This window comes from Nocardia thailandica NBRC 100428 (assembly GCF_000308795.1).
Taxonomy (GTDB): Bacteria; Actinomycetota; Actinomycetes; order Mycobacteriales; family Mycobacteriaceae; genus Nocardia; species Nocardia thailandica.
Map to the genome: position 1 here is coordinate 1 of NZ_BAGK01000175.1, position 19,294 is coordinate 19,294.

The following is a 19,294-nucleotide window of genomic DNA, read 5'->3' on the forward strand; positions in this document are numbered from 1 at the left end:
CGGCTGCCGGGTCGGCCGCGGTTCCGGGCGCCGGGCCGGGGCGCGAGGTCGGCGTGTCGGCCTCGCGGACGGCGGCCCGCATGGTGGCCAGCATGTTGGTGCCGGTGTCGGCGTCGGCGATGGGGAACACGTTGAGGGCGTCGATCTCGCCGCGGCGGCGCTCCAGCTCGGCCGTGCAGGAACGGGCCCAGTGCAGCACCTGGGTGCCGTCGAGTTCCTCGCGTGACACCGCTCACCCCTCTCCGACTCCATGCGCCCACGTACCGGGCGCTCCCGGCTCGTCGCAGGCCAGGTTAGCGGGCAGTGACGACACCGCTATGCTGAGCGCGGAACGGCACGAACTCCGCACCGTCCCGGCCGCTTCTACCGGGACCCCGGTTTGGCAGTTCGTGACCGGTCCAGCTACCCTTGCAGGGTTGCCTCGCGCGGCCGATACGGTCTGCGCTGGCCGACGTCAGTCGGCAAGGCATTGACGACATCAGTTTCCGGACCAGTGGCGTGTGTTCGCCACGGGTTCGCTATGACATGAAGGAGCTCGCGACTATGGCTGCCGTCTGCGACGTCTGCGCCAAGGGCCCCGGTTTCGGGAAGTCGGTCTCGCACTCGCACCGGCGCACCAACCGTCGCTGGAACCCGAACATCCAGACCGTGCGTGCGCAGGTTGCCCCGGGCAACACCCGCCGGATGAACGTGTGCACCTCCTGCCTGAAGGCGGGCAAGGTCGTCCGCGGCTGATTCAGCCCGTACATCTGCCGATCGACGCTCCGGCGCCCCTCGTGGGTGATCCGGGGCTTCGTCGTTTCCCGGGCCGATGATTCCGCCGGTCGAGCCGCTGAGCGCCGAGCTGGTCCTGCCGCTCGCGCGCTGCCACATCGACAGCTGGCGTGAGTCGTTCCGCCATCTGGTCCCGGCGCACGTGCTGGCCGCCTTCGCCCCCGAGCGGTCCGTCGCGACCTGGGAGCGCTGGCGCCGCGACGGCGAACACACGATCGTGCTCGCCCGCGACGGTGATGCCGTCGCCGGGTTCGCCGCCGCCACCGCCGACGAGTTGTGCGCGCTCTACGTCCGCGCCGCCCACCAGGGCACCGGCCTGGCCGACGCCCTGTTCGGCGCGGTCGTCGCGCCCGGCACGGCCCGGGCCCTGTGGGTGTTCGCCGACAATCCCCGCGCGCACGCCTTCTACACCCGCCACGGCTTCGCCGACACCGGAGACCGGCGCGTGGACCCCATCACCCTGCTGACCGAGGAGCGCTGGTCCCGGCCCGGCTGCGCGGCCGGTGTGGCGCCGCAATACTCTCGGATCATGAGCGCTGACACTGCCGTCGATCTCACCGACGGTGTTCTGACCCTGACCATCGCGACCGCGGGCGCGGGCACCTCGATGAACTTCGATCTCGTGAACGCGGGTACCGCCGCCCTGCGCGCCGCAGGGGACGAGGTCGGCGCGGTCCTGCTGACCGGGTCGGGCGCGAACTTCTGCGCGGGCGGCAACGTGCGCGATTTCGCCGCCGCCGAGGACCGCAGCGCCTATCTGGCCGAACTGGCCGGGGAACTCCACGAATTCGTCCGGGCGCTCGAGGCCGTCGAGCTGCCCGTGGTCGCCGCGGTGCAGGGCTGGGCGGCGGGCGCGGGCATGAGCCTGGTGTGCGCGGCCGACATCGCCATCGGCGGCCCGTCGACGAAACTGCGGCCCGCCTACCCGGGCATCGGCCTGAGCCCCGACGGCGGCATGTCGTGGTCGCTGCCGCGCATCGTCGGCAAGAGCCGGGCCGCGGAGATCCTGCTCACCGACGCGGTGATCGACGCCGAAGAGGCCGTGCGCCTCGGCATCCTGAGCCGCCTGGTCGACGACGCCGACGTCCTGGCCGAGGCCACCACCGTGGCCCGCTCGTTCGTCGCCGGGCCGCGCAGCACCTACGCCGCGATGAAGCGCCTGCTGGCCGTGTCGTCCACGTCGACCCTGGACGCCCAGCTCGACCGGGAACGCGACGGCATCGCCGCCGCGGCGGGCACCCCCGCGGGCCGCGAGGGCGTGAACGCGTTCATCGAGAAGCGCAAGCCGGACTACGCCGCCGTGAACTGACGGCAACCGGAGGTGAGCTGACCGGGCGTGGGCCCACCACGGCCGATCAGACACCGACCAGAATCGGCGACCACCACGGTTTCGGCCGCCTCGCCGCCGAGTAGCGATACGTCACGCCGAAGGCGCAGTATCGCTACTCGGCGGCGAGGTCACGAGGCCGAAACCACGCGGCGCCAGCCGCCGAACAACACCGACTAGCAGTTGGCGCCGAGGGCGCTCAGGGTGTTCTGGAGGATGCAGGTGACCTTGGCGTTGACGCCGGAGGAGATGCTCGAGGTACCGGTGGAGGTCCACTCCTCGCCGATCTGGTAGCCGGCGACGGCGGGCTCGCCGGAGTAGGGCTCGAGCTGCAGCCCCTGGGCCGAGGCGGCCCCGGCGGTGGCGGTGAGTGCGGCGGCCGCGGCGATGCCCGCGAGGCCGGCACGAACAGTGCGGTTGTGCATGAAGGGTGTACTCCTTGTTCCTATTTCTCTGTGCGAGCGGACGCCTGGACTAAGGCAGCCGCCAGTCGACGGGTTCTGCGCCGAGTTCGTCGAGCAGCTCGTTGACCCGGGAGAACGGGCGGGAACCGAAGAAGCCGCGCGAGGCCGACAGCGGCGAGGGATGCGCGGATTCGATGTAGGGCACCTCGGCCGCGGCGAGGGCGGGCTTGAGGCTGCCCGCGTCCTTGCCCCAGAGCACCGCGACCAGCGGCTCGTCCCGCTCGACCAGCGCGCGGATCGCCTGCTCGGTCACCGCTTCCCAGCCCTTGCCGCGGTGCGAGGCCGGGTTGCCGGGCGCCACCGTGAGGACCCTGTTCAGCAGCAGCACGCCCTGGTCCGACCACGGGCTCAGGTCGCCGCAGGTGGGGGTGTCGAAGCCGAGGTCCTTGCTGTATTCGGAGAAGATGTTGGCGAGGCTGCGCGGCACCGGCGAAACATCCGGGGCGACGGAGAAACTCAGTCCCATGGCGTGACCCGGGGTCGGGTACGGGTCCTGGCCGACGATGAGCACGCGTACCGCGTCGAACGGGCGCTGGAACGCGCGCAGGACGTTCTCTCCCGCCGGTAAGTAGCCCCGGCCCGCCGCGTTCTCGGCGCGCAGGAATTCGCCCATCTCGGTGATGCGGTCGGTAACCGGTTCCAGAGCCCGGGCCCAGCCCGGATCGATGATCTCCGCCAGTGGTTTGGCACCCATGACCGCACAACCTATCGTGATTCGCCCGGCGGCGGGACCTCCACCCCACGGAACGATTCCCAGCCGGTGTTGCCGGTGTACCCGCCGCCGTCGACCGTGACGCCCGCACCTGCGTGAACGTCCCCGATCACCCGCCAGTCCGGCGGCAGCGCGGTGCCCGCGGGGAAGGTCGCAGCGAAGGCGTGGTCCTCGCCGCCCGCCAGGATCCACTGCGCCGCATCGACATCCAGCGCGGCGGCCAGCGCGTGGAGGCCGGGCTCGGCGAGGGCGGCGGCCCGCACATCGATCCGGGTGCCCGAGGCGCGCGCGAGGTGGCCGAGATCGGCGAGCAGGCCGTCGGAGACGTCGGTGAGCGCGGTCGGGGTGACGCCGTGGTCGAGCAGCTCGCGCACCGCCGCGTAGGGCGGGCGCGGCACCCGGTGGGTCGCCAGCGCGCGGCCGACCGCCGCCGGGTCCGCGCCCGGAACGACGACGTCCGCGTTCTGCGCGAGGGCGGTGACCCGTGCCCCGGGGAAGTCGGTGCGGGACAGGATCTCCAGGCCGGCGGCCGACCAGCCGAGCCCGCCCGCCACCGCGACGAGGTCGCCCGGACGGGCGCCCGCGCGGGTGACCGGGGCGCGGCCGCCGAGGTCGCCGAACGCGGTGACCGAGACGACGAGACGCTCGCCGCCGACGACGTCGCCGCCGACGATCGCGCCCCCGCTGCGGGCGATCTCGGCCCACATGCCGTCGAACAGGTCCTCGATGTCGGCGACCGGGGTGTCGCCCGGGCAGCCGAGCGCGACGACGAACCCGGTCGGCCGGGCACCCATCGCGACCACGTCGGCCGCGTTCTGCGCGATGGCCTTGCGCCCGATCTCGCCCGGCGCGGACCAGTCCCGGCGGAAGTGGCGGCCCTCGACCAGCATGTCGGTGGTGATCACCACGCGCCCGTCCGGCGCACCGACCACCGCCGCGTCGTCGCCGGGGCCGAGCAGCACGTCCGGCCCGGCGGGTCGGCGCGCCGTGATCCGGTCGATGAGCGCGAACTCCCCCAGCTCGCGCACGGTCGGCCCCCGAGTGCCCTCGCTGATGATGCGCCCCTTCCCGCCGTCGTGGGAGTCGAAATCGACCCGACGGTACCCTTTCGGAGGCGCCCGGCCCGCAACGGCCACCCGGCGTCCCAGCCACACCGACCCGCAGGAGAGGACCCAGCACCATGGCGGCGGATTCGTCGAACCAGGACCCGGCGGACGATCCCGAGGTCACCCCCGCCGGCGCGGACGGCGACGACGCGCCGGACACCGCCGCGTCCGAGCCCACCGCGGCCACCGAGGACGCGACCGCGACCGACGAGAACGCAGGCGATTCCGCCTACTCCCCCGCGCTGATCGCCACGGCGGTGGCGCTGCCGGTCGTGCTGATCGTCGGCATCATCGTCGCCGCCGTCATCGCCCGTAACGCGCCGGTCGAGCGGGAGCCGCTCGCCCTTGGCCCGGTCCCCGCGCCCGGCGCCGACAGCACCGCCTGCCAGACCCTGCTTCCCGCTCTGCCCGCCGACCTGGGCGAGTACACCAAGTCCACCCTGGTCGAGCCGGCCCCGCCCGCCACCCGCGCCTGGCAGCTGCCCGAGGGCGGCGAGGCCATCGTGCTGCGCTGCGGTCTCGACCGCCCCCTCGAGTTCAACCGCGCCTCCCCCCTGACGGAGATCGACGGCGTGAAGTGGTTCCAGGTCCGCGACGAGGACGCGAAGAAGGGCACCTGGTTCGCCGTCGACCGCGAGACCTACATCGCGCTCACGGTCCCCGACAACTCCGGCACGGCCGCGGTCCAGATCGTCTCCGACACCGTCGCCCAACTCCCCGCCCAGGAGCCCCGCCCGGGCGAGCTGTAGCCGGAAGAGCTGCAGCCGGAAACCTGCAAACCCCACCCACCACGTTTTCGGCCGCCTCGCCGCCGAGTGCTGAGACGTACGCCGCAGGCGCAGTATCGGCACTCGGCGGCGAGGTCACGAGGCCGAAAACCCGCGGCCCCGGACGCGGATGTCACCGTCACCGCAGCCCGGTGCCGCGGGCCAGTGCGGTGTCGACCAGGGTGGCGACGAGGGTGGTGTAGTCGACGCCGGTCGCCTCCCACATGCGCGGGTACTGCGAGATCGGGGTGAAGCCCGGCATGGTGTTGATCTCGTTGATCACCGGCCCGTCGGCGGTGATGAAGAAGTCGACGCGGGCGAGGCCCTGGCAGTCCAGGGCGCGGAAGGCGCGCACCGACAGCTCGCGGATCTCGTCGGCGACGGCGTCGTCGAGCTTGGCGGGGACGTCGAACTCGCAGACGTCGTCGAGGTATTTGGTGTCGAAGTCGTAGAACTCGGGCGCGGCCGCGTCGGCGTCGGGCATCCGGATCTCCGAGACCACCGAGGCCTGCACGCGCCCGTCCGGGAATTCCAGGACGCCGCACTCGACCTCGCGGCCGACGATCCCGGCCTCCACGATGACCTTGGGGTCGTGCTCGCGGGCGGCGGCGACGGCGGCGTCGAGCCGGTCCCAGGACGTGATCTTGGTGATGCCGATGGAGGACCCGCCGCGCGCGGGCTTCACGAAGGCGGGCAGCCCGATCCGCGCGCGTTCGGCGTCGGTGAGGGTGGCGGTGCCGGGACGCAGCACGACCTGCACGCCGACCGGCAGGCCCTCGGCCGCCAGCAGCTTCTTGGTGAATTCCTTGTCCATGCCCGCCGCGCTGGCCAGCACGCCCGGGCCCACGTAGGGCACCCCGGCGAGTTCGAGCATGCCCTGCAGCGTGCCGTCCTCGCCGAAGGGCCCGTGCAGGATGGGGAACACGACATCGACGGTGCCGAGCGTGGCCGCGGGGTCGTCCAGGGCGACCAGCGAGCCGCCGCGCGCCGGGTCGGCGGCCAGGGTCAGCGCGGTCCCCGAGGCGTCGACCGCGGGTGAGGAGCCGTGGGCGAGGGCGAGTTCGCCGAGGCGCTCGTCGCCGAGCACCCAGCTGCCCTGCCGGGTGATGCCGATCGGGACCACCTCGAAACGTTCGGGATCGAGGTGGCGCAGCACGCTGCTCGCCGACACGCACGACACCGCGTGCTCGTTGCTGCGTCCGCCGAACACGACAGCGACCCTGATCCGCTTGCTCATGGCAAGCAGCATAGGCCGGGTCACTCCGGCTTGATCCGCCTGCCCAGCAGGCTGTCGACCGCCTCGCGCACCGACAGTCCCTCGTGACACACCCGGTGCACCGCGTCGGTCAGCGGCATTTCCACCTGGTGCGCCGCGGCCAGCGCGCGGATGGATGTGCAGGATTTCACACCCTCGGCGACCTGCCCATGGGTCGCCTCCTGGGCGACCTGCATGGAGCCGCCTTCGCCGAGCACGTATCCGAAGGACCGGTTGCGCGACAGCGGCGAGGTGCAGGTGGCGACGAGGTCGCCGACCCCGGCCAGCCCGGCGAGGGTGACCGGCTGGGCGCCGAGGCCGACCCCGAGCCGCATGACCTCGGCGAGCCCGCGCGTGATGAGCGAGGCGATCGAGTTGTCGCCCAGCCCCATGCCCGCGGCGATCCCGCAGGCCAGCGCGATGACGTTCTTGCTCGCGCCCCCGATCTCGCAGCCGACGACGTCGGTGTTGGTGTAGGGGCGGAAGTAGCCGGTCGCGCAGGCCTTCTGCACCGCCTCGGCGCGGGCGGCGTCCGAGCAGGCGACGACGGTGGCGGCGGGCTGCCGTTCGGCGATCTCCCGCGCCAGGTTCGGCCCGGACAGCACCGCGACCCGGCCCGGGTCGGCGCCGCTGACCTCGGCGATCACCTGGCTCATCCGCAGCAGCGTGCCGGTCTCGATGCCCTTGGCCAGGCTCAGGAGCGTGGCCTCGGCGCCGATGTCGTCGCGCCAGCGGTCCAGGTTGGCGCGCAGCGACTGCGACGGGACCGCCAGTACGACGATGTCCGCGCCGTCGAGCGCCACCCGGTGGTCGTCGGTGCCGCGCACGGGGGGCAGGTCGACTCCCGGCAGGTAGAACGGATTGGTGTGGGTGGTGTCGATGACCTCGGCCACCTCGGCCCGCCGGGCCCACACCGTGACCTCGGTTCCCGCTTCCGCCAAGACCTTTGCGAAAGCCGTTCCCCACGACCCCGCGCCCAATACCGCCGCCCTCGTCATCCGCCCAATATGCCATGTAAGGATTGGAGCCATGCGTCCGCACACCGTGCATGTCGTGCTGGCGGTCAAGCACACCGACCGGGCCAAGACCAGGCTCGCCCCGCTGCTGTCCCCGCCGCGGCGGCGCCGCCTGGTCCTGGCCATGCTGGCCGACACCGTCGGCGCCGTCCTCGCCGTGCCCGAGGTGCTCTCGGTCAGCGTGACGACCCCCGATCCGGCGGTCGCCGCCCTGGTCGCGGGCCTGGGTGCCGAGGTGCTGCCCGAACCCGCGGGCGCCGGACTGAATCCGGCCCTGTCCGCCGCGGCGGCCGCGGTCCGCGACCGGCACGGCCCCACCCATCTGCTGGCGTTGCAGGCCGACCTGCCCGCGCTGCGCCCCGCCGAGCTGCGGGAGATGCTCACCGTGGCGCCGCCCGGCCGCGCGGTGGTGGCCGATCACGCGGGCACCGGCACCGCGGCGCTGCTCGTCCGCGACACCACCGCCCCGCTGATGCCACGATTCGGCAACGATTCCGCTCATGCCCACCGCCGCTCGGGTGCGACCGAACTCACCGGCGCGTGGCCGGGACTGCGCTCGGACGTCGACACCCCGGCCGATCTGGCCCGCGTCGCCGCCCTGGGCACGGGCCCGGAAACCGCTGCTGTCCTGCGGGAAATCGATCTGCCCGCGCTGCCGCCCGCGCCCGCGCACACCGTGTGCTGAGTGATCGCTCACCCGTCCGGGACGCGCGCCGACCCGCCCGGCGTCACGCTGCGCACCGAGCGGTTCGTAGGGGATGATCGATCACGTGAGCGAGACGGAAACCATCAAGCAGCAGCAGCAGATTTCCCCGCCGCCCGCGGCCGCGCACGCGGCGGGCACGGATGCGGCGCCCCACCGGTTGCCCCGCGATCGCTACGTCAACCGCGAGCTGAGCTGGCTCGACTTCAACGCCCGTGTCCTCGCGCTGGCCGAGGACGCCTCGCTGCCGTTGCTGGAGCGCGCCAAGTTCCTGGCGATCTTCGCCTCGAACCTGGACGAGTTCTACATGGTCCGCGTCGCCGGGCTCAAACGCCGCGCCGAGACCGGCCTTTCGGTGCGCTCGGCGGACGGCCGGTCGCCGTCGGAGCAGCTGGACATGATCGCCGCCCGCGCCCAGGAGCTGGCGGTGCGGCACGCAGGCGTCTTCCTCGACAGTGTCCTGCCCGCGCTCACCGCCGAGGGCATCGACATCATCGAGTGGCACGACCTCGACGAGCAGGAACGGGCCCGGCTGTCGGGCTATTTCACCGACCAGGTCTTCCCGGTGCTCACGCCCTTGGCCGTCGATCCGGCCCACCCCTTCCCCTACATCAGCGGCCTGAGCCTGAATCTGGCCGTCACCGTGAAGGACGCGGGCACCGGCGGCGAGCACTTCGCCCGGGTGAAGGTCCCCGACAACGTGGACCGCTTCGTGCGGGTGCGCCGCACGAACGCGCCCTCGGCCATCGCGGCCTTCCTGCCGATGGAAGAGCTCATCGCCGCCCACCTCGACCTGCTGTTCCCCGGAATGAAGGTGGTGGAGCACCATTCGTTCCGGATCACCCGCAACGCCGATTTCGAGGTCGACGAGGACCGCGACGAGGACCTGCTGCAGGCCATGGAGCGCGAGCTGGCGCGGCGCCGCTTCGGCAAGCCGGTCCGGCTCGAGGTCTCCGACGACATGACCGAGCACATGCTGGACCTCCTACTACGTGAGCTGGAGGTCGACCCCGGCGATGTCATCCAGGTCCCCGGCCTGCTGGACCTGTCGTGCCTGTGGCAGGTCTACGGCGTGGACCGTCCCGAGCTGAAGGACGCCCCCTACGTCCCGGCCACCCCGCCCGCCTTCGGCGAACGCGAAACCCCGCGCAATGTTTTCGCCGCCCTGCGCGAGGGCGACGTCCTGGTGCACCACCCCTACGACTCGTTCTCCACCTCGGTGCAGCGGTTCATCGAGCAGGCCGCCGCCGACCCGCAGGTCCTGGCGATCAAGCAGACCCTCTACCGCACCTCCGGCGACTCCCCCATCGTCAACGCGCTCATCGAGGCCGCCGAGGCGGGCAAGCAGGTGGTGGCGCTGGTGGAGATCAAGGCCCGCTTCGACGAGCAGGCCAACATCAAATGGGCCCGCGCGCTGGAACAGGCGGGCGTGCACGTGGTCTACGGCCTCATCGGCCTCAAGACCCACTGCAAGACCTGCCTGGTGGTGCGCCGCGAGGGCTCGACGATCCGCCGCTACTGCCACATCGGCACCGGCAACTACAACCCCAAGACCGCGCGCCTGTACGAGGATGTCGGCCTGCTGACCGCGGCCCCCGAGATCGGCGCCGACCTGACCGACCTGTTCAACTCGCTGACCGGTTACTCCCGCAAGGAGGACTACCGCAACCTGATGGTGGCCCCGCTCGGCGTGCGCGCCGGCATCATCGAGCGGATCGACCGGGAGATCGCCCTGGCCCGCGAGGGCCGCGACGCGCGGATCCGGCTCAAGGCCAACGCGATCGTCGACGAGCAGATCATCGACGCCCTCTACCGCGCCTCCCAGGCCGGTGTGCCGGTGCAGATCGTGGTGCGCGGCATCTGCGGCCTGCGCCCGGGTGTGGAGGGCATGAGCGAGAACATCGAGGTGCGCTCCATCCTCGGCCGCTACCTCGAGCATTCCCGGGTGCTGGACTTCCGCGCCCAGAACGAGACCTGGATCGGCAGCGCCGACATGATGCACCGTAATCTCGACCGCCGGGTGGAGGTGATGGTGCAGGTGAAGGATCCGCGGCTGACCGATCAGCTGACCGTGGCGCTGGATTCGGCACTCGACCCGATGACCCGCTGCTGGGTGCTGGGCGCCGACGGTACCTGGCAGGCCAGTCCGCAGGACGCCGCCCCCGAACAGGTTCGTGATCACCAGGAGTTCCTCATGCGTCTGCGCAGACCGAATCAGCCGTGATGCCCACCATCGACGATCCCCGTGTCCGGCCCAACATTCACGCCGCGGGGGCGGTGCTCTGGCGCCCCGGCACCCGTGGCGGGACCGATATCGCGGTCATCCACCGCCCCAAGTACGGCGACTGGTCGCTGCCCAAGGGCAAACTCGATCCCGGTGAGACCCCGGTGATCGCGGCGGTCCGCGAGGTGTCCGAGGAGACCGGCCTGGCGTGCGTGCTGGGCCGCTATCTCGGTCACGTCACCTATCCGATCCCCGGTCACCGCCAGCTCAAGCGGGTGGACTACTGGGCGGCGCGGGCCGCCGACGGCGATTTCGCGGAGAACTCCGAAGTCGACGAGCTGCGCTGGATCCCGCTGGACCGGGTGATGGACGAGCTGTCGTACCCGATGGACCGCCAGATCGTGCGCACCTTCGCCCGGCTGCCCGCCCATACCCGCACCCTGCTGCTGGTCCGGCACGCCAAGGCGGGTAAGCGCCACAGCTTCGACGGCCCCGACGCCCAGCGTCCCCTGGAGAAGGCGGGCCTGCTCCAGGCCGAGGGACTGGTGGCGAATCTGCTGGCGTTCGGCGCGAGTGAAATCCATTCGGCCGATCCGCTGCGCTGTGTGCAGACCGTTGCGCCGCTCGCGGAACGTATCGGAACCGAAATCAATTGCGAGCCAATGTTTTCCGAAGTCCGCTATGCTTCCGGAAACGACGCGGATTCCACCCGCGCGGCGGCCCGTGCGCGAATTCGGGAGCTGGTTACCGACCGCGGTGTTCCGGTGGTGTGCAGTCAGGGCGGCGTCATTCCCGATCTCGTGCAATCACTGGCCGACGAGGACGGCGTGACCCTGCCACCGGCCCGCAATCGCAAGGGCAGCGTGTGGGTGCTGTCGTTCTCCGGTGACCGATTGGTCGCGGCCGACCATATGGATCGGGCCCTGTCGACGGGCATCGTCAAACCCTGAGTCGGGTTCGGCCCCCAATCACCCCACGGAAATGACGAAGCGGCTCCGGCGAACCGGAGCCGCTTCGTGCTTCACTGAGCTCTCACGCGAGCGGGTGCACATTCCCCGACATGCGCCCACCCGCGCCACCGATCCCGCCGCGGCGGGGTCAGCGGCGACGCGCCGTGGTCTTCTTCGCGACGGTCTTCTTCGCGGGCGCCTTCTTGGCCGCCGCCGTGGTCTTCTTGGCGGCGGTCGCCTTGGTCGCCTTGGTCGCCTTCACGGCCTTGGCGGGGGCCTTCTTGGCCGCGGTGACCTTCTTTGCCGCCGTGGTCTTCTTGGCCGCGGTGGTGGCGGTGCTGGTGGTCTTCTTGGCCGCGGCCTTCGTCGCGGTCTTCTTGGCGGGGGCCTTGGTCGCGGCCTTGCGGGCCGTGGTCTTGGCCGGCGCCTTGGTCGGGGTCGCCTTCTTGGCCGCCGCCTTCTTCGCCGCGGTCTTCTTGGCGGCGGCCTTCTTCGCCGCCACGGGGGCGTTGGCGCCGCGCTTGACCGCCGGGCCGGAGGCGTTGAGCTTCTGCTTACCGGCGATCACGGCCTTGAACTGCGCACCGGGGCGGAAAGCCGGAACCGAAGTCGCCTTCACCTTCACGGTTTCGCCGGTACGCGGGTTGCGGGCAACCCGGGGGGCACGCTTGCGCTGTTCGAACACACCGAATCCGGTGATGGTCACGCTCTGACCTTTGTGCACGGCGCGCACGATGGTATCGACCACGTTCTCGACCGCTGCAGTGGCCGTGCGCCTGTCCGTACCCAACTTTTCGGTCAGAACGTCGATCAGTTCCGCCTTGTTCATTGAATCCTCCGCAGACTAATGGCCCGTCGTCGGACCGACTAGGTACCACGGTAAACCCAGTTTCTGCAAGAGTCCATGTGCCACGCCAAAATTCATGTGGTTTAGCACACGTCCAGCTACCGCCCCCCGGGGCGCCCGCCGCTATCGGGTGCCGGTCATTACGCCTGCGAAATGCGAGCCGGGAGGGTGGTGGGTTTCCAAGAGGGCCGGGCCTTTTCGAACTCGGCGATCTCGTCGGCGCGCCGCAGGGTCAGGCCGATGTCGTCCAAACCCTCCAGCAGACGCCACCGGGTGTAGTCGTCAATATCGAACGGCAACACGACCGTTCCCGCGGTCACAGTGCGTGCCTCGAGGTCCACCACCAATTCGAGACCCGGCTGTTCCTCGATCAGCTTCCACAGCATTTCGACATCATTCTGTGACATCTGCGCGGCCAGCAGACCGCCCTTGCCCGCATTGCCGCGGAAGATGTCGGCGAAACGCGAGGAGATGACCACCCGAAACCCGTAGTCCGACAGCGCCCAGACAGCGTGCTCACGGGAGGATCCGGTGCCGAAATCCGGCCCGGCCACCAGCACCGATCCCCGGGAGTAGGGCTCGGTGTTCAGAATGAAGTCCGGGTCGGCGCGCCAGCCGGCGAACAGGCCGTCCTCGAAACCCGTGCGGGTGACCCGCTTCAGGTAAACGGCCGGGATGATCTGGTCGGTGTCGACATTGGACCGTCGCAGCGGGACGCCGATGCCTTTGTGGACGGTGAAGGCTTCCATCTCGATTCTCCTTCTTCTGGTTCGTATCGGCGGGCGCTCAGGCCAGATCGGCAGGCGAGGACAGGGTTCCGCGGACCGCCGTCGCGGCGGCGACGGCGGGGGAAACCAGGTGCGTACGGCCGCCCTTGCCCTGCCTGCCCTCGAAATTGCGATTCGACGTGGAGGCGCTGCGCTCACCGGGGGCCAGCTGGTCGGGATTCATGCCCAGGCACATCGAGCAGCCCGCCTGCCGCCATTCCGCGCCGGCGGCGGTGAAGATCTCGCCGAGGCCCTCGGCCTCGGCCTGGGCACGCACCCGCATGGAGCCCGGCACGACCAGCATCCGCACGCCGTCGGCGACCCTGCGGCCCTTGAGCACGTCCGCGACCATCCGCAGATCCTCGATCCGGCCGTTGGTGCACGAGCCGACGAACACGGTGTCGATCTTCACCTCCCGCAGCGGGGTACCCGGGGTCAGGTCCATGTAACGCAGGGCCTTCTGCGCGGCGTCGCGGTCGCTCTCCTCGGCGAAGTCGGCCGGGTCGGGCACGTTCTCGCCGAGGGGGGCGCCCTGGCCGGGGTTGGTGCCCCAGGTGACGAACGGGGTCAGCTCGTCGGCGTCGATGTGCACCTCGGCGTCGAAAACGGCGCCCTCGTCGGTCTTCAGCGCGTCCCAGGCCGCCACGGCGGCGTCCCAGTCGGCCCCGGACGGCGCGTGCGGGCGGCCCTTCAGGAATTCGTAGGTGACCTCGTCGGGGGCGATCATGCCCGCCCTGGCGCCCGCCTCGATGCTCATGTTGCAGATGGTCATCCGCGCTTCCATCGACAGCTTGCGGATGGCCTCGCCGCGGTATTCCAGGACGTAGCCCTGGCCGCCGCCGGTGCCGATCTTGGCGATGACGGCCAGGATCAGGTCCTTGGAGGACACTCCGGGCTGCAGTTCGCCATCGACGGTGATCGCCATCGTCTTGAACGGGCGCAGCGACAGCGTCTGGGTGGCCAGCACGTGCTCGACCTCGCTGGTGCCGATACCCATCGCCAGCGCGCCGAACGCGCCGTGGGTCGAGGTGTGGCTGTCGCCGCACACCACGGTGGTGCCCGGCTGGGTCAGGCCGAGCTGCGGGCCGACCACGTGCACGATGCCCTGGTCCAGGTCGCCCATCGGGTGCAGGCGCACGCCGAACTCGGCGCAGTTGCGGCGCAGGGTCTCCACCTGGGTGCGCGAGATCGGGTCGGCGATCGGCTTGTCGATGTCGACGGTGGGGACGTTGTGGTCCTCGGTCGCGATGGTGAGATCGGGACGGCGCACCGTGCGGCCCGCGGCGCGGAGGCCGTCGAAGGCCTGCGGGCTGGTCACCTCGTGCACGAGATGCAGGTCGATGTAGATCAGGTCGGGTTCGCGGGAGGCGCCTTCGCCCTCCCCGCGGGACACCACGTGCTGGTCCCACACCTTCTCGGCCAGTGTGCGAGCGCGCTCGGCCATTGCTGGATCACCTTTCGACTGGGCTGACGATGTCCCGGGCACCGTGAGCGGGCTCTCGGGGTGTTGAGATCTCACGATATGGGACGCTAGTATCGTTATATGAGACAGCATAGCGGTATCGGCGTCCTCGACAAAGCCGTGGCGGTGCTCTACGCCGTCGCCGAGCAGCCCTGTGGTCTCAACGACCTGTGCACCCGCACCGGGCTGCCCCGGGCCACGGCGCACCGGCTGGCCGTCGGCCTGGAGACGCATCGGCTGCTGGCCCGCGACGGCAACGGGCTGTGGCGGCCCGGCCCGGCGCTGACCGAACTGTCGGCGGGGGCGGCCGATCCCCTCGTCGAGGCGGCCGGTGCCATTCTGCCCCGCCTGCGGGAGATCACCGGCGAGAGCGTCCAGTTGTACTGCCGGGACGGGCACGCGCGCGTCTGCGTGGCGGCGCTGGAACCCCCGGTCGGCCTGCGCGACACGGTCCCGGTCGGCTCGCGCCTGCCGCTGACCGCGGGGTCGGCGGCCAAGGTGTTACTGGCGTGGGCCGACCCCGAGCTGCAGCGGACCGTGCTGGCCGACGCCGTGTTCGGCGAGCGGGCGCTGGCCGAGGTCCGCAAGCGGGGCTGGGCGCAGAGCGCGGCCGAGCGGGCGCAGGGTGTGGCGAGCGTCTCGGCGCCCGTGCGGGACGCGGCGGGCACGGTGGTGGCCGCGGTGTCGGTGTCGGGCCCGATCGATCGGATGGGCAGGCGGCCGGGCGCCCGGTGGGCGGCCGATCTGGTCGCCGCGGCCGAGGCGCTGCACAAGCGGCTGTAGACAGACAGACGGACAGACAGACAGACGCCGCCTCCGACGGCACGCCCGCCGGAGGCCGCGTCCGCTCCCGGAAACGAAGAAGACCCCCGGTCGGGTGACCGGGGGTCTTTCTCTGTAGCCCCGACGGGATTTGAACCCGCGCTACCGCCTTGAGAGGGCGGCGTCCTAGGCCGCTAGACGACGGGGCCAGGACGATCTCACTCGGAAGGAGATCTTGCTGGGGTACCAGGACTCGAACCTAGAATGGCTGAACCAGAATCAGCTGTGTTGCCAATTACACCATACCCCAAGGATGGAAACGCTCGCCCTCGCGCACCGGCTGGTTGTCGGTGTCTCGAGGCCGTGTTCCGCGGCGAGGAGAAGATTACCCCACCAGGTGGGGTCAACTACAAATCGCCTGGTCAGACCCTACGTTTCGGGCGGATCCGGTGGGGTCGCGCACCGATTCGCGACCCCACCGGGCGGCTCACTCGGCCGGCACCCAGCCGCGGGCGGCGCGCAGCCGCCGCAGCGACTCCTCCCGGCCGAGCAGCTCCATCGACTCGTAGAGGGGCGGGGAGATGTGCGAGCCGGTCACCGCCACCCGCACCGGCGCGAACGCCTTGCGCGGCTTGAGACCGAGACCGTCGATCAGCGCCGCCTTGAGCGCCTCCTCCAGCGCGGGCGTGGTCCACTCCGCGAGCGGCTCGATCGCGGCGAGGGCCGCGTCGAGGACGGGGTCGGCCTCGGCGCCCAGGTTCTTGGCGGCCGCGGCCGGGTCCAGCGCGAATTCCGCGGGCGCGACGAACAGGAAACGCAGCAGATCCCACGCGTCGCCGAGCACCACGATGCGGGTCTGCACCAGTTCGGCGGCCGCCAGGAACAGTTTCTCGTCCACCTCGGCGCCCAGGTGACCCTGCGCGGTCAGGAACTCGCGCAGCCGGTGACCGAAATCGCCGGGCTCGAGCAGCCGAATCTGCTCGGCATTGATCGCGTCCGCCTTCTTCTGGTCGAAACGGGCCGGATTCGAATTCACTTTCGAAATGTCGAAGGCCGCCACCATCTCCGCCATGGAGAATACGTCGCGATCCTCGGAGATACCCCAACCCAGCAAGGCGAGGTAATTCAGCAAACCTTCGGGAATGAATCCGCGGTCACGATGGACGAACAGATTCGACTCCGGGTCGCGCTTCGAGAGCTTCTTGTTTCCCTGACCCATGACGAAGGGCAGATGACCGAATTCCGGGGTGAACTCCGCGACGCCGATCCGGCGCAGCGCGCCGTAGAGCGCGAGCTGGCGCGGGGTGGACGAGAGCAGGTCCTCGCCGCGCAGCACATGGGTGATCCGCATGAGCGCGTCGTCGACCGGATTCACCAGGGTGTAGAGCGGGTCGCCGTTGCCGCGCGTGAGCGCGAAGTCGGGCACGGTCCCCGCCTTGAACGTCGTCTCCCCCCTGACCAGATCGTTCCACGACAGATCGGCGTCCGGCATCCGCAGCCGGACGACCGCGGGCCTGCCCTCGGCCTTGTAGGCGGCGATCTGCTCGGCGGTCAGGTCGCGGTCGAAGTTGTCGTAGCCCAGCTTCGGGTCGCGGCCCGCGGCCTTGTGCCGGGCCTCGACCTCCTCCGGCGTGGAGAACGACTCGTAGGCCTCGCCGGCCTCGAGCAGCCTGCGCACCACGTCCAGGTGCTGGTCACGCCGCTGCGACTGGCGGTAGGGCTCGTAGGGGCCGCCGACCTCCGGCCCCTCGTCCCAGGTGAGGCCGAGCCAGCGCAGGGCGTCGAGGATCGCGGCGTAGGACTCCTCGGAGTCGCGGGCGGCGTCGGTGTCCTCGATGCGGAAGACGAAGGTGCCGCCGTGGTGGCGCGCGTAGGCCCAGTTGAACAGGGCGGTGCGGATGAGGCCGACATGCGGTGTCCCGGTCGGCGACGGGCAGAAACGGACCCGTACGTTGGTCATGGTTGGCCTTTTCAGTTCTTGAGCGGTTTCGCGGCGACAGGATTGGTCAGCGTGCCGATGCCCTCGACGGTCACCGACACCGACTGCCCCTCGGTCAGCGGGCCGACACCCTCCGGGGTGCCGGTGAGGATGACGTCACCGGGAAGCAGGGTCATCACCGCGCTGATCCATTCGATCACCTTCGGGATGTCGTGCAGGAAGGCCGAGGTGCGGCTGCGCTGTACGACCGTTCCGTCGACCTCGGTGCGGATTTCGAGATCCGTTGGATCGAGCGATGTTTCGATCCACGGGCCGAGCGGGCAGAAAGTGTCGTAGCCCTTGCCCCGCGTCCACTGACCGTCGTGCCGCTGATGATCGCGGGCGGTGACGTCGTTGGCAACCGTATATCCGAGTACGACCTCGAATGCCTTGGCGGCGGGCACGTCTTTGCAGGGACGACCGATCACCACCGCCAGTTCGCCCTCGTAATCGACCTGAGTTGAATTGGGCGGCAGCAGGATCGGGGAATTCGGACCGGTGATCGAGGTATTCGGCTTGAGGAAGATCACCGGGTCTTCCGGTGCGGGACCGCCCATTTCGGCGGCGTGCGCCGCGTAGTTCTTGCCGACGCAGATCACCTTGCTGGCCAGAATCGGCGCGAGCAGGCGCACGTCGGCCAGTGGCCAGCTCCGGCCGGTGAACGTCGGCGTACCGAACGGATGCTCGGCGATTTCCTTCGCACGCGCATCGCTGCCGTCGGCAGCGCTGCCTTCGATACTGACGAACGCGACCCCATCGGGACTGGCAACTCGACCTAGACGCATGGCCCCGAGTTTATGGCCGGGAAACGCCCCCGATCGCGCCGCCCCCACCGGCGCGGCGCCGGGCGTGTCCGCGGGATGTGAGGCGATCGACACCGACGGCCGGGAACACGGGGGCCCGCCGGGTGTAACGTAAGCCGCGTAGTTCATACATTGAGATCACAATCTCATATTCTGAGACACGCTGCGCGAGGTGAGACCGATGACCCAGGTCGCGACGACCACGATCCGAGACGCCCATCGCTGGACCATGCTGGCGCTCGGCGTACTCGCGCAGTCCTCCAGCGCGATCTTCATCCACGCCACCCCGTTCCTGCTGCCCGCCCTGACCGCGCAGGGCTGGTCGCTGCCGACCGCGGGCGCGCTGGTCGCCCTGCCCACCGTCGGGCTGGTCTGCACGCTGATCGCCTGGGGCTACGTGGTCGACCGGATCGGTGAGCGCTTCGTCCTGGTGGCGGGCACGGCGCTGATGTTCGTCGCCGGCGTCGGCGCCGCGTTCGCGGGCAACCAGGTCCTGTTCGGCGTCCTGCTGTTCCTGGGCGGTGTCGGCGCGGCCAGTCCCAACGGCGCCAGCGGGCGGGTCATCGTCGGGTGGTTCCCGCCGGACCGGCGCGGCCTGGCGATGGGCATCCGGCAGGCCGCCCAGCCGCTGGGGGTCGGGATCGGCGCGCTGGCGGTGCCGTGGGTGGCCACCCATCACGGCGTCGCGGCGGCCCTCCTGGTGCCCGCGCTGCTGGCCGGGGCCGCCGCCGTCGCGTGCGCGATCGGCATCGTCGATCCGCCGCGCCCGCCGGCCAAGTCGGCCGACCGCGCCAACCCCTACCGCGGCGACGCGACGCTGTGGCGCATCCACGCGGTGTCGATCCTGCTGGTGGTCCCCCAGGGCACCCTGTGGACGTTCGCGCTGCTGTGGATGCACATCGAGCTGGGCTGGGCCATCGCCGTCGCGAGCGCGGTGATGACGCTGACCCAGTTCCTGGGCGCCGGCGGCCGGATCGGCGCGGGCGCCTGGTCGGACCGGGTCGGCAGCAGGCTGGTCCCGCTGCGCAAGGTCGCGATCGCCGCGGCCGTGGCCACCGGCGCGCTGGCGGTGTTCGCCGCGACCGGGATCTGGTGGCTGGCGGTGCCGCTGATGATCGCCGCCTCGGTGATCTCGGTGTCGGACAACGGCCTGGCGTTCACCGCGGTGGCCGAGATCGCGGGCCCGTTCTGGAGCGGGCGCGGCCTCGGCATCCAGAACACCGGCCAGAACCTGATGATGGCGATCATTCCCCCGGCCTTCGGCGGCCTGATCACGGTCGCCGGCTACCCGGCCGCCTTCGCCCTGGCCGCCGTGGTCGCCGCGCTGGCGATCCCGCTGGTCCCCCACGACCCGCCCGCGAAGGTTCCCGCGCGCGG

General features: G+C 70.8%; 18 protein-coding genes, 2 tRNA genes and 2 pseudogenes. 9 read left to right on the forward strand and 13 right to left on the reverse strand.

What is annotated here, in order from left to right; translation table 11 throughout:
* Window positions 1–229, reverse strand: a pseudogene (locus tag ON36_RS18905) (DAK2 domain-containing protein); the annotation flags it as partial.
* Window positions 230–543: 314 nt separating this feature from the next.
* Between ON36_RS18905 and rpmB the strand changes: the two are divergent.
* From rpmB to ON36_RS36280, 3 genes and pseudogenes are all read left to right on the forward strand, one after another.
* The gene (rpmB, locus tag ON36_RS33650) at window positions 544–735 is read left to right on the forward strand and encodes a 50S ribosomal protein L28 (protein WP_011210730.1); all 192 of its coding nucleotides are present in this window, start codon (window positions 544–546) and stop codon (window positions 733–735) included.
* Window positions 736–811: 76 nt separating this feature from the next.
* Window positions 812–1,210: pseudogene (locus ON36_RS36275) on the forward strand (GNAT family N-acetyltransferase); the annotation flags it as partial.
* A 93-nt stretch (window positions 1,211–1,303) separates the two neighbouring features.
* Window positions 1,304–2,083, forward strand: a complete 780-nt coding sequence (locus tag ON36_RS36280) for an enoyl-CoA hydratase-related protein (protein ID WP_169334714.1) — start codon at window positions 1,304–1,306, stop codon at window positions 2,081–2,083.
* 194 nt (window positions 2,084–2,277) lie between these two features.
* Here ON36_RS36280 and ON36_RS18920 read toward each other — a convergent pair whose 3' ends face one another.
* The 3 genes from ON36_RS18920 to ON36_RS18930 are packed head-to-tail and all read right to left on the reverse strand — an operon-like array spanning window position 2,278 to window position 4,335.
* Window positions 2,278–2,526, reverse strand: coding sequence for a hypothetical protein (locus tag ON36_RS18920; protein WP_043655211.1), 249 nt, complete (start codon window positions 2,524–2,526; stop codon window positions 2,278–2,280).
* A gap of 49 nt (window positions 2,527–2,575) precedes the next feature.
* Window positions 2,576–3,259 (reverse strand): uracil-DNA glycosylase, encoded by a 684-nt coding sequence (locus tag ON36_RS18925; protein ID WP_043655214.1) that lies wholly within the window; start codon window positions 3,257–3,259, stop codon window positions 2,576–2,578.
* Between the two features lie 11 nt (window positions 3,260–3,270).
* Window positions 3,271–4,335: a thiamine-phosphate kinase gene (locus ON36_RS18930; protein ID WP_043655254.1), complete on the reverse strand. Its 1,065-nt coding sequence runs from the start codon at window positions 4,333–4,335 to the stop codon at window positions 3,271–3,273.
* Between the two features lie 122 nt (window positions 4,336–4,457).
* On the opposite strand from ON36_RS18930, the gene ON36_RS18935 reads away from it, so the two are divergent.
* Window positions 4,458–5,132 carry a DUF3515 domain-containing protein gene (locus tag ON36_RS18935; protein ID WP_043655217.1) on the forward strand — a complete coding sequence of 225 codons (675 nt, stop codon included), beginning with the start codon at window positions 4,458–4,460 and terminating at the stop codon, window positions 5,130–5,132.
* A gap of 157 nt (window positions 5,133–5,289) precedes the next feature.
* Here ON36_RS18935 and ON36_RS18940 read toward each other — a convergent pair whose 3' ends face one another.
* On the reverse strand, window positions 5,290–6,387 hold the full coding sequence (locus ON36_RS18940; protein WP_043655221.1) for a D-alanine--D-alanine ligase family protein: 1,098 nt from the start codon (window positions 6,385–6,387) through the stop codon (window positions 5,290–5,292).
* A 20-nt stretch (window positions 6,388–6,407) separates the two neighbouring features.
* The gene (locus tag ON36_RS18945) at window positions 6,408–7,403 is read right to left on the reverse strand and encodes an NAD(P)H-dependent glycerol-3-phosphate dehydrogenase (RefSeq protein WP_043655223.1); all 996 of its coding nucleotides are present in this window, start codon (window positions 7,401–7,403) and stop codon (window positions 6,408–6,410) included.
* A gap of 31 nt (window positions 7,404–7,434) precedes the next feature.
* Between ON36_RS18945 and cofC the strand changes: the two genes are divergently transcribed.
* The 3 genes from cofC to ON36_RS18960 all read left to right on the forward strand — a co-directional run bounded on the left by cofC (window position 7,435) and on the right by ON36_RS18960 (window position 11,298).
* Window positions 7,435–8,106 (forward strand): 2-phospho-L-lactate guanylyltransferase, encoded by a 672-nt coding sequence (gene cofC / locus ON36_RS18950; RefSeq protein ID WP_043655227.1) that lies wholly within the window; start codon window positions 7,435–7,437, stop codon window positions 8,104–8,106.
* 73 nt (window positions 8,107–8,179) lie between these two features.
* Window positions 8,180–10,348 (forward strand): RNA degradosome polyphosphate kinase, encoded by a 2,169-nt coding sequence (locus ON36_RS18955; RefSeq protein ID WP_043655230.1) that lies wholly within the window; start codon window positions 8,180–8,182, stop codon window positions 10,346–10,348.
* The gene (locus ON36_RS18960) at window positions 10,348–11,298 is read left to right on the forward strand and encodes an NUDIX hydrolase (protein WP_043655233.1); all 951 of its coding nucleotides are present in this window, start codon (window positions 10,348–10,350) and stop codon (window positions 11,296–11,298) included. Before ON36_RS18955 ends, ON36_RS18960 begins: the two co-directional genes overlap by 1 nt.
* Before the next feature lie 148 nt (window positions 11,299–11,446).
* Here ON36_RS18960 and ON36_RS18965 read toward each other — a convergent pair whose 3' ends face one another.
* From ON36_RS18965 to leuC, 3 genes are all read right to left on the reverse strand, one after another.
* Entirely contained in the window at window positions 11,447–12,127 is a 681-nt protein-coding gene (locus ON36_RS18965; protein ID WP_043655236.1) for an HU family DNA-binding protein, read from the reverse strand.
* A gap of 158 nt (window positions 12,128–12,285) precedes the next feature.
* Window positions 12,286–12,894, reverse strand: coding sequence for a 3-isopropylmalate dehydratase small subunit (leuD, locus tag ON36_RS18970; RefSeq protein WP_043655238.1), 609 nt, complete (start codon window positions 12,892–12,894; stop codon window positions 12,286–12,288).
* Window positions 12,895–12,931: 37 nt separating this feature from the next.
* A complete protein-coding gene (gene leuC / locus ON36_RS18975) occupies window positions 12,932–14,356 on the reverse strand; it encodes a 3-isopropylmalate dehydratase large subunit (protein ID WP_043655241.1) in 1,425 nt (474 codons plus the stop codon).
* 99 nt (window positions 14,357–14,455) lie between these two features.
* Between leuC and ON36_RS18980 the strand changes: the two genes are divergently transcribed.
* Window positions 14,456–15,157: an IclR family transcriptional regulator gene (locus tag ON36_RS18980; protein ID WP_043655244.1), complete on the forward strand. Its 702-nt coding sequence runs from the start codon at window positions 14,456–14,458 to the stop codon at window positions 15,155–15,157.
* Between the two features lie 115 nt (window positions 15,158–15,272).
* Here ON36_RS18980 and ON36_RS18985 read toward each other — a convergent pair.
* The 4 genes from ON36_RS18985 to ON36_RS19000 form a co-directional block, all read right to left on the reverse strand.
* A tRNA-Glu gene (locus ON36_RS18985) sits at window positions 15,273–15,345 on the reverse strand.
* A gap of 29 nt (window positions 15,346–15,374) precedes the next feature.
* Window positions 15,375–15,446, reverse strand: a tRNA-Gln gene (locus tag ON36_RS18990).
* 177 nt (window positions 15,447–15,623) lie between these two features.
* Window positions 15,624–17,096, reverse strand: a complete 1,473-nt coding sequence (gene gltX / locus ON36_RS18995) for a glutamate--tRNA ligase (RefSeq protein WP_043655246.1) — start codon at window positions 17,094–17,096, stop codon at window positions 15,624–15,626.
* Between the two features lie 11 nt (window positions 17,097–17,107).
* On the reverse strand, window positions 17,108–17,899 hold the full coding sequence (locus tag ON36_RS19000; protein ID WP_043655248.1) for a fumarylacetoacetate hydrolase family protein: 792 nt from the start codon (window positions 17,897–17,899) through the stop codon (window positions 17,108–17,110).
* 199 nt (window positions 17,900–18,098) lie between these two features.
* Between ON36_RS19000 and ON36_RS19005 the strand changes: the two genes are divergently transcribed.
* A partial coding sequence (locus ON36_RS19005; RefSeq protein ID WP_052314125.1) for an MFS transporter occupies window positions 18,099–19,294 on the forward strand: 1,196 nt, incomplete at its 3' end.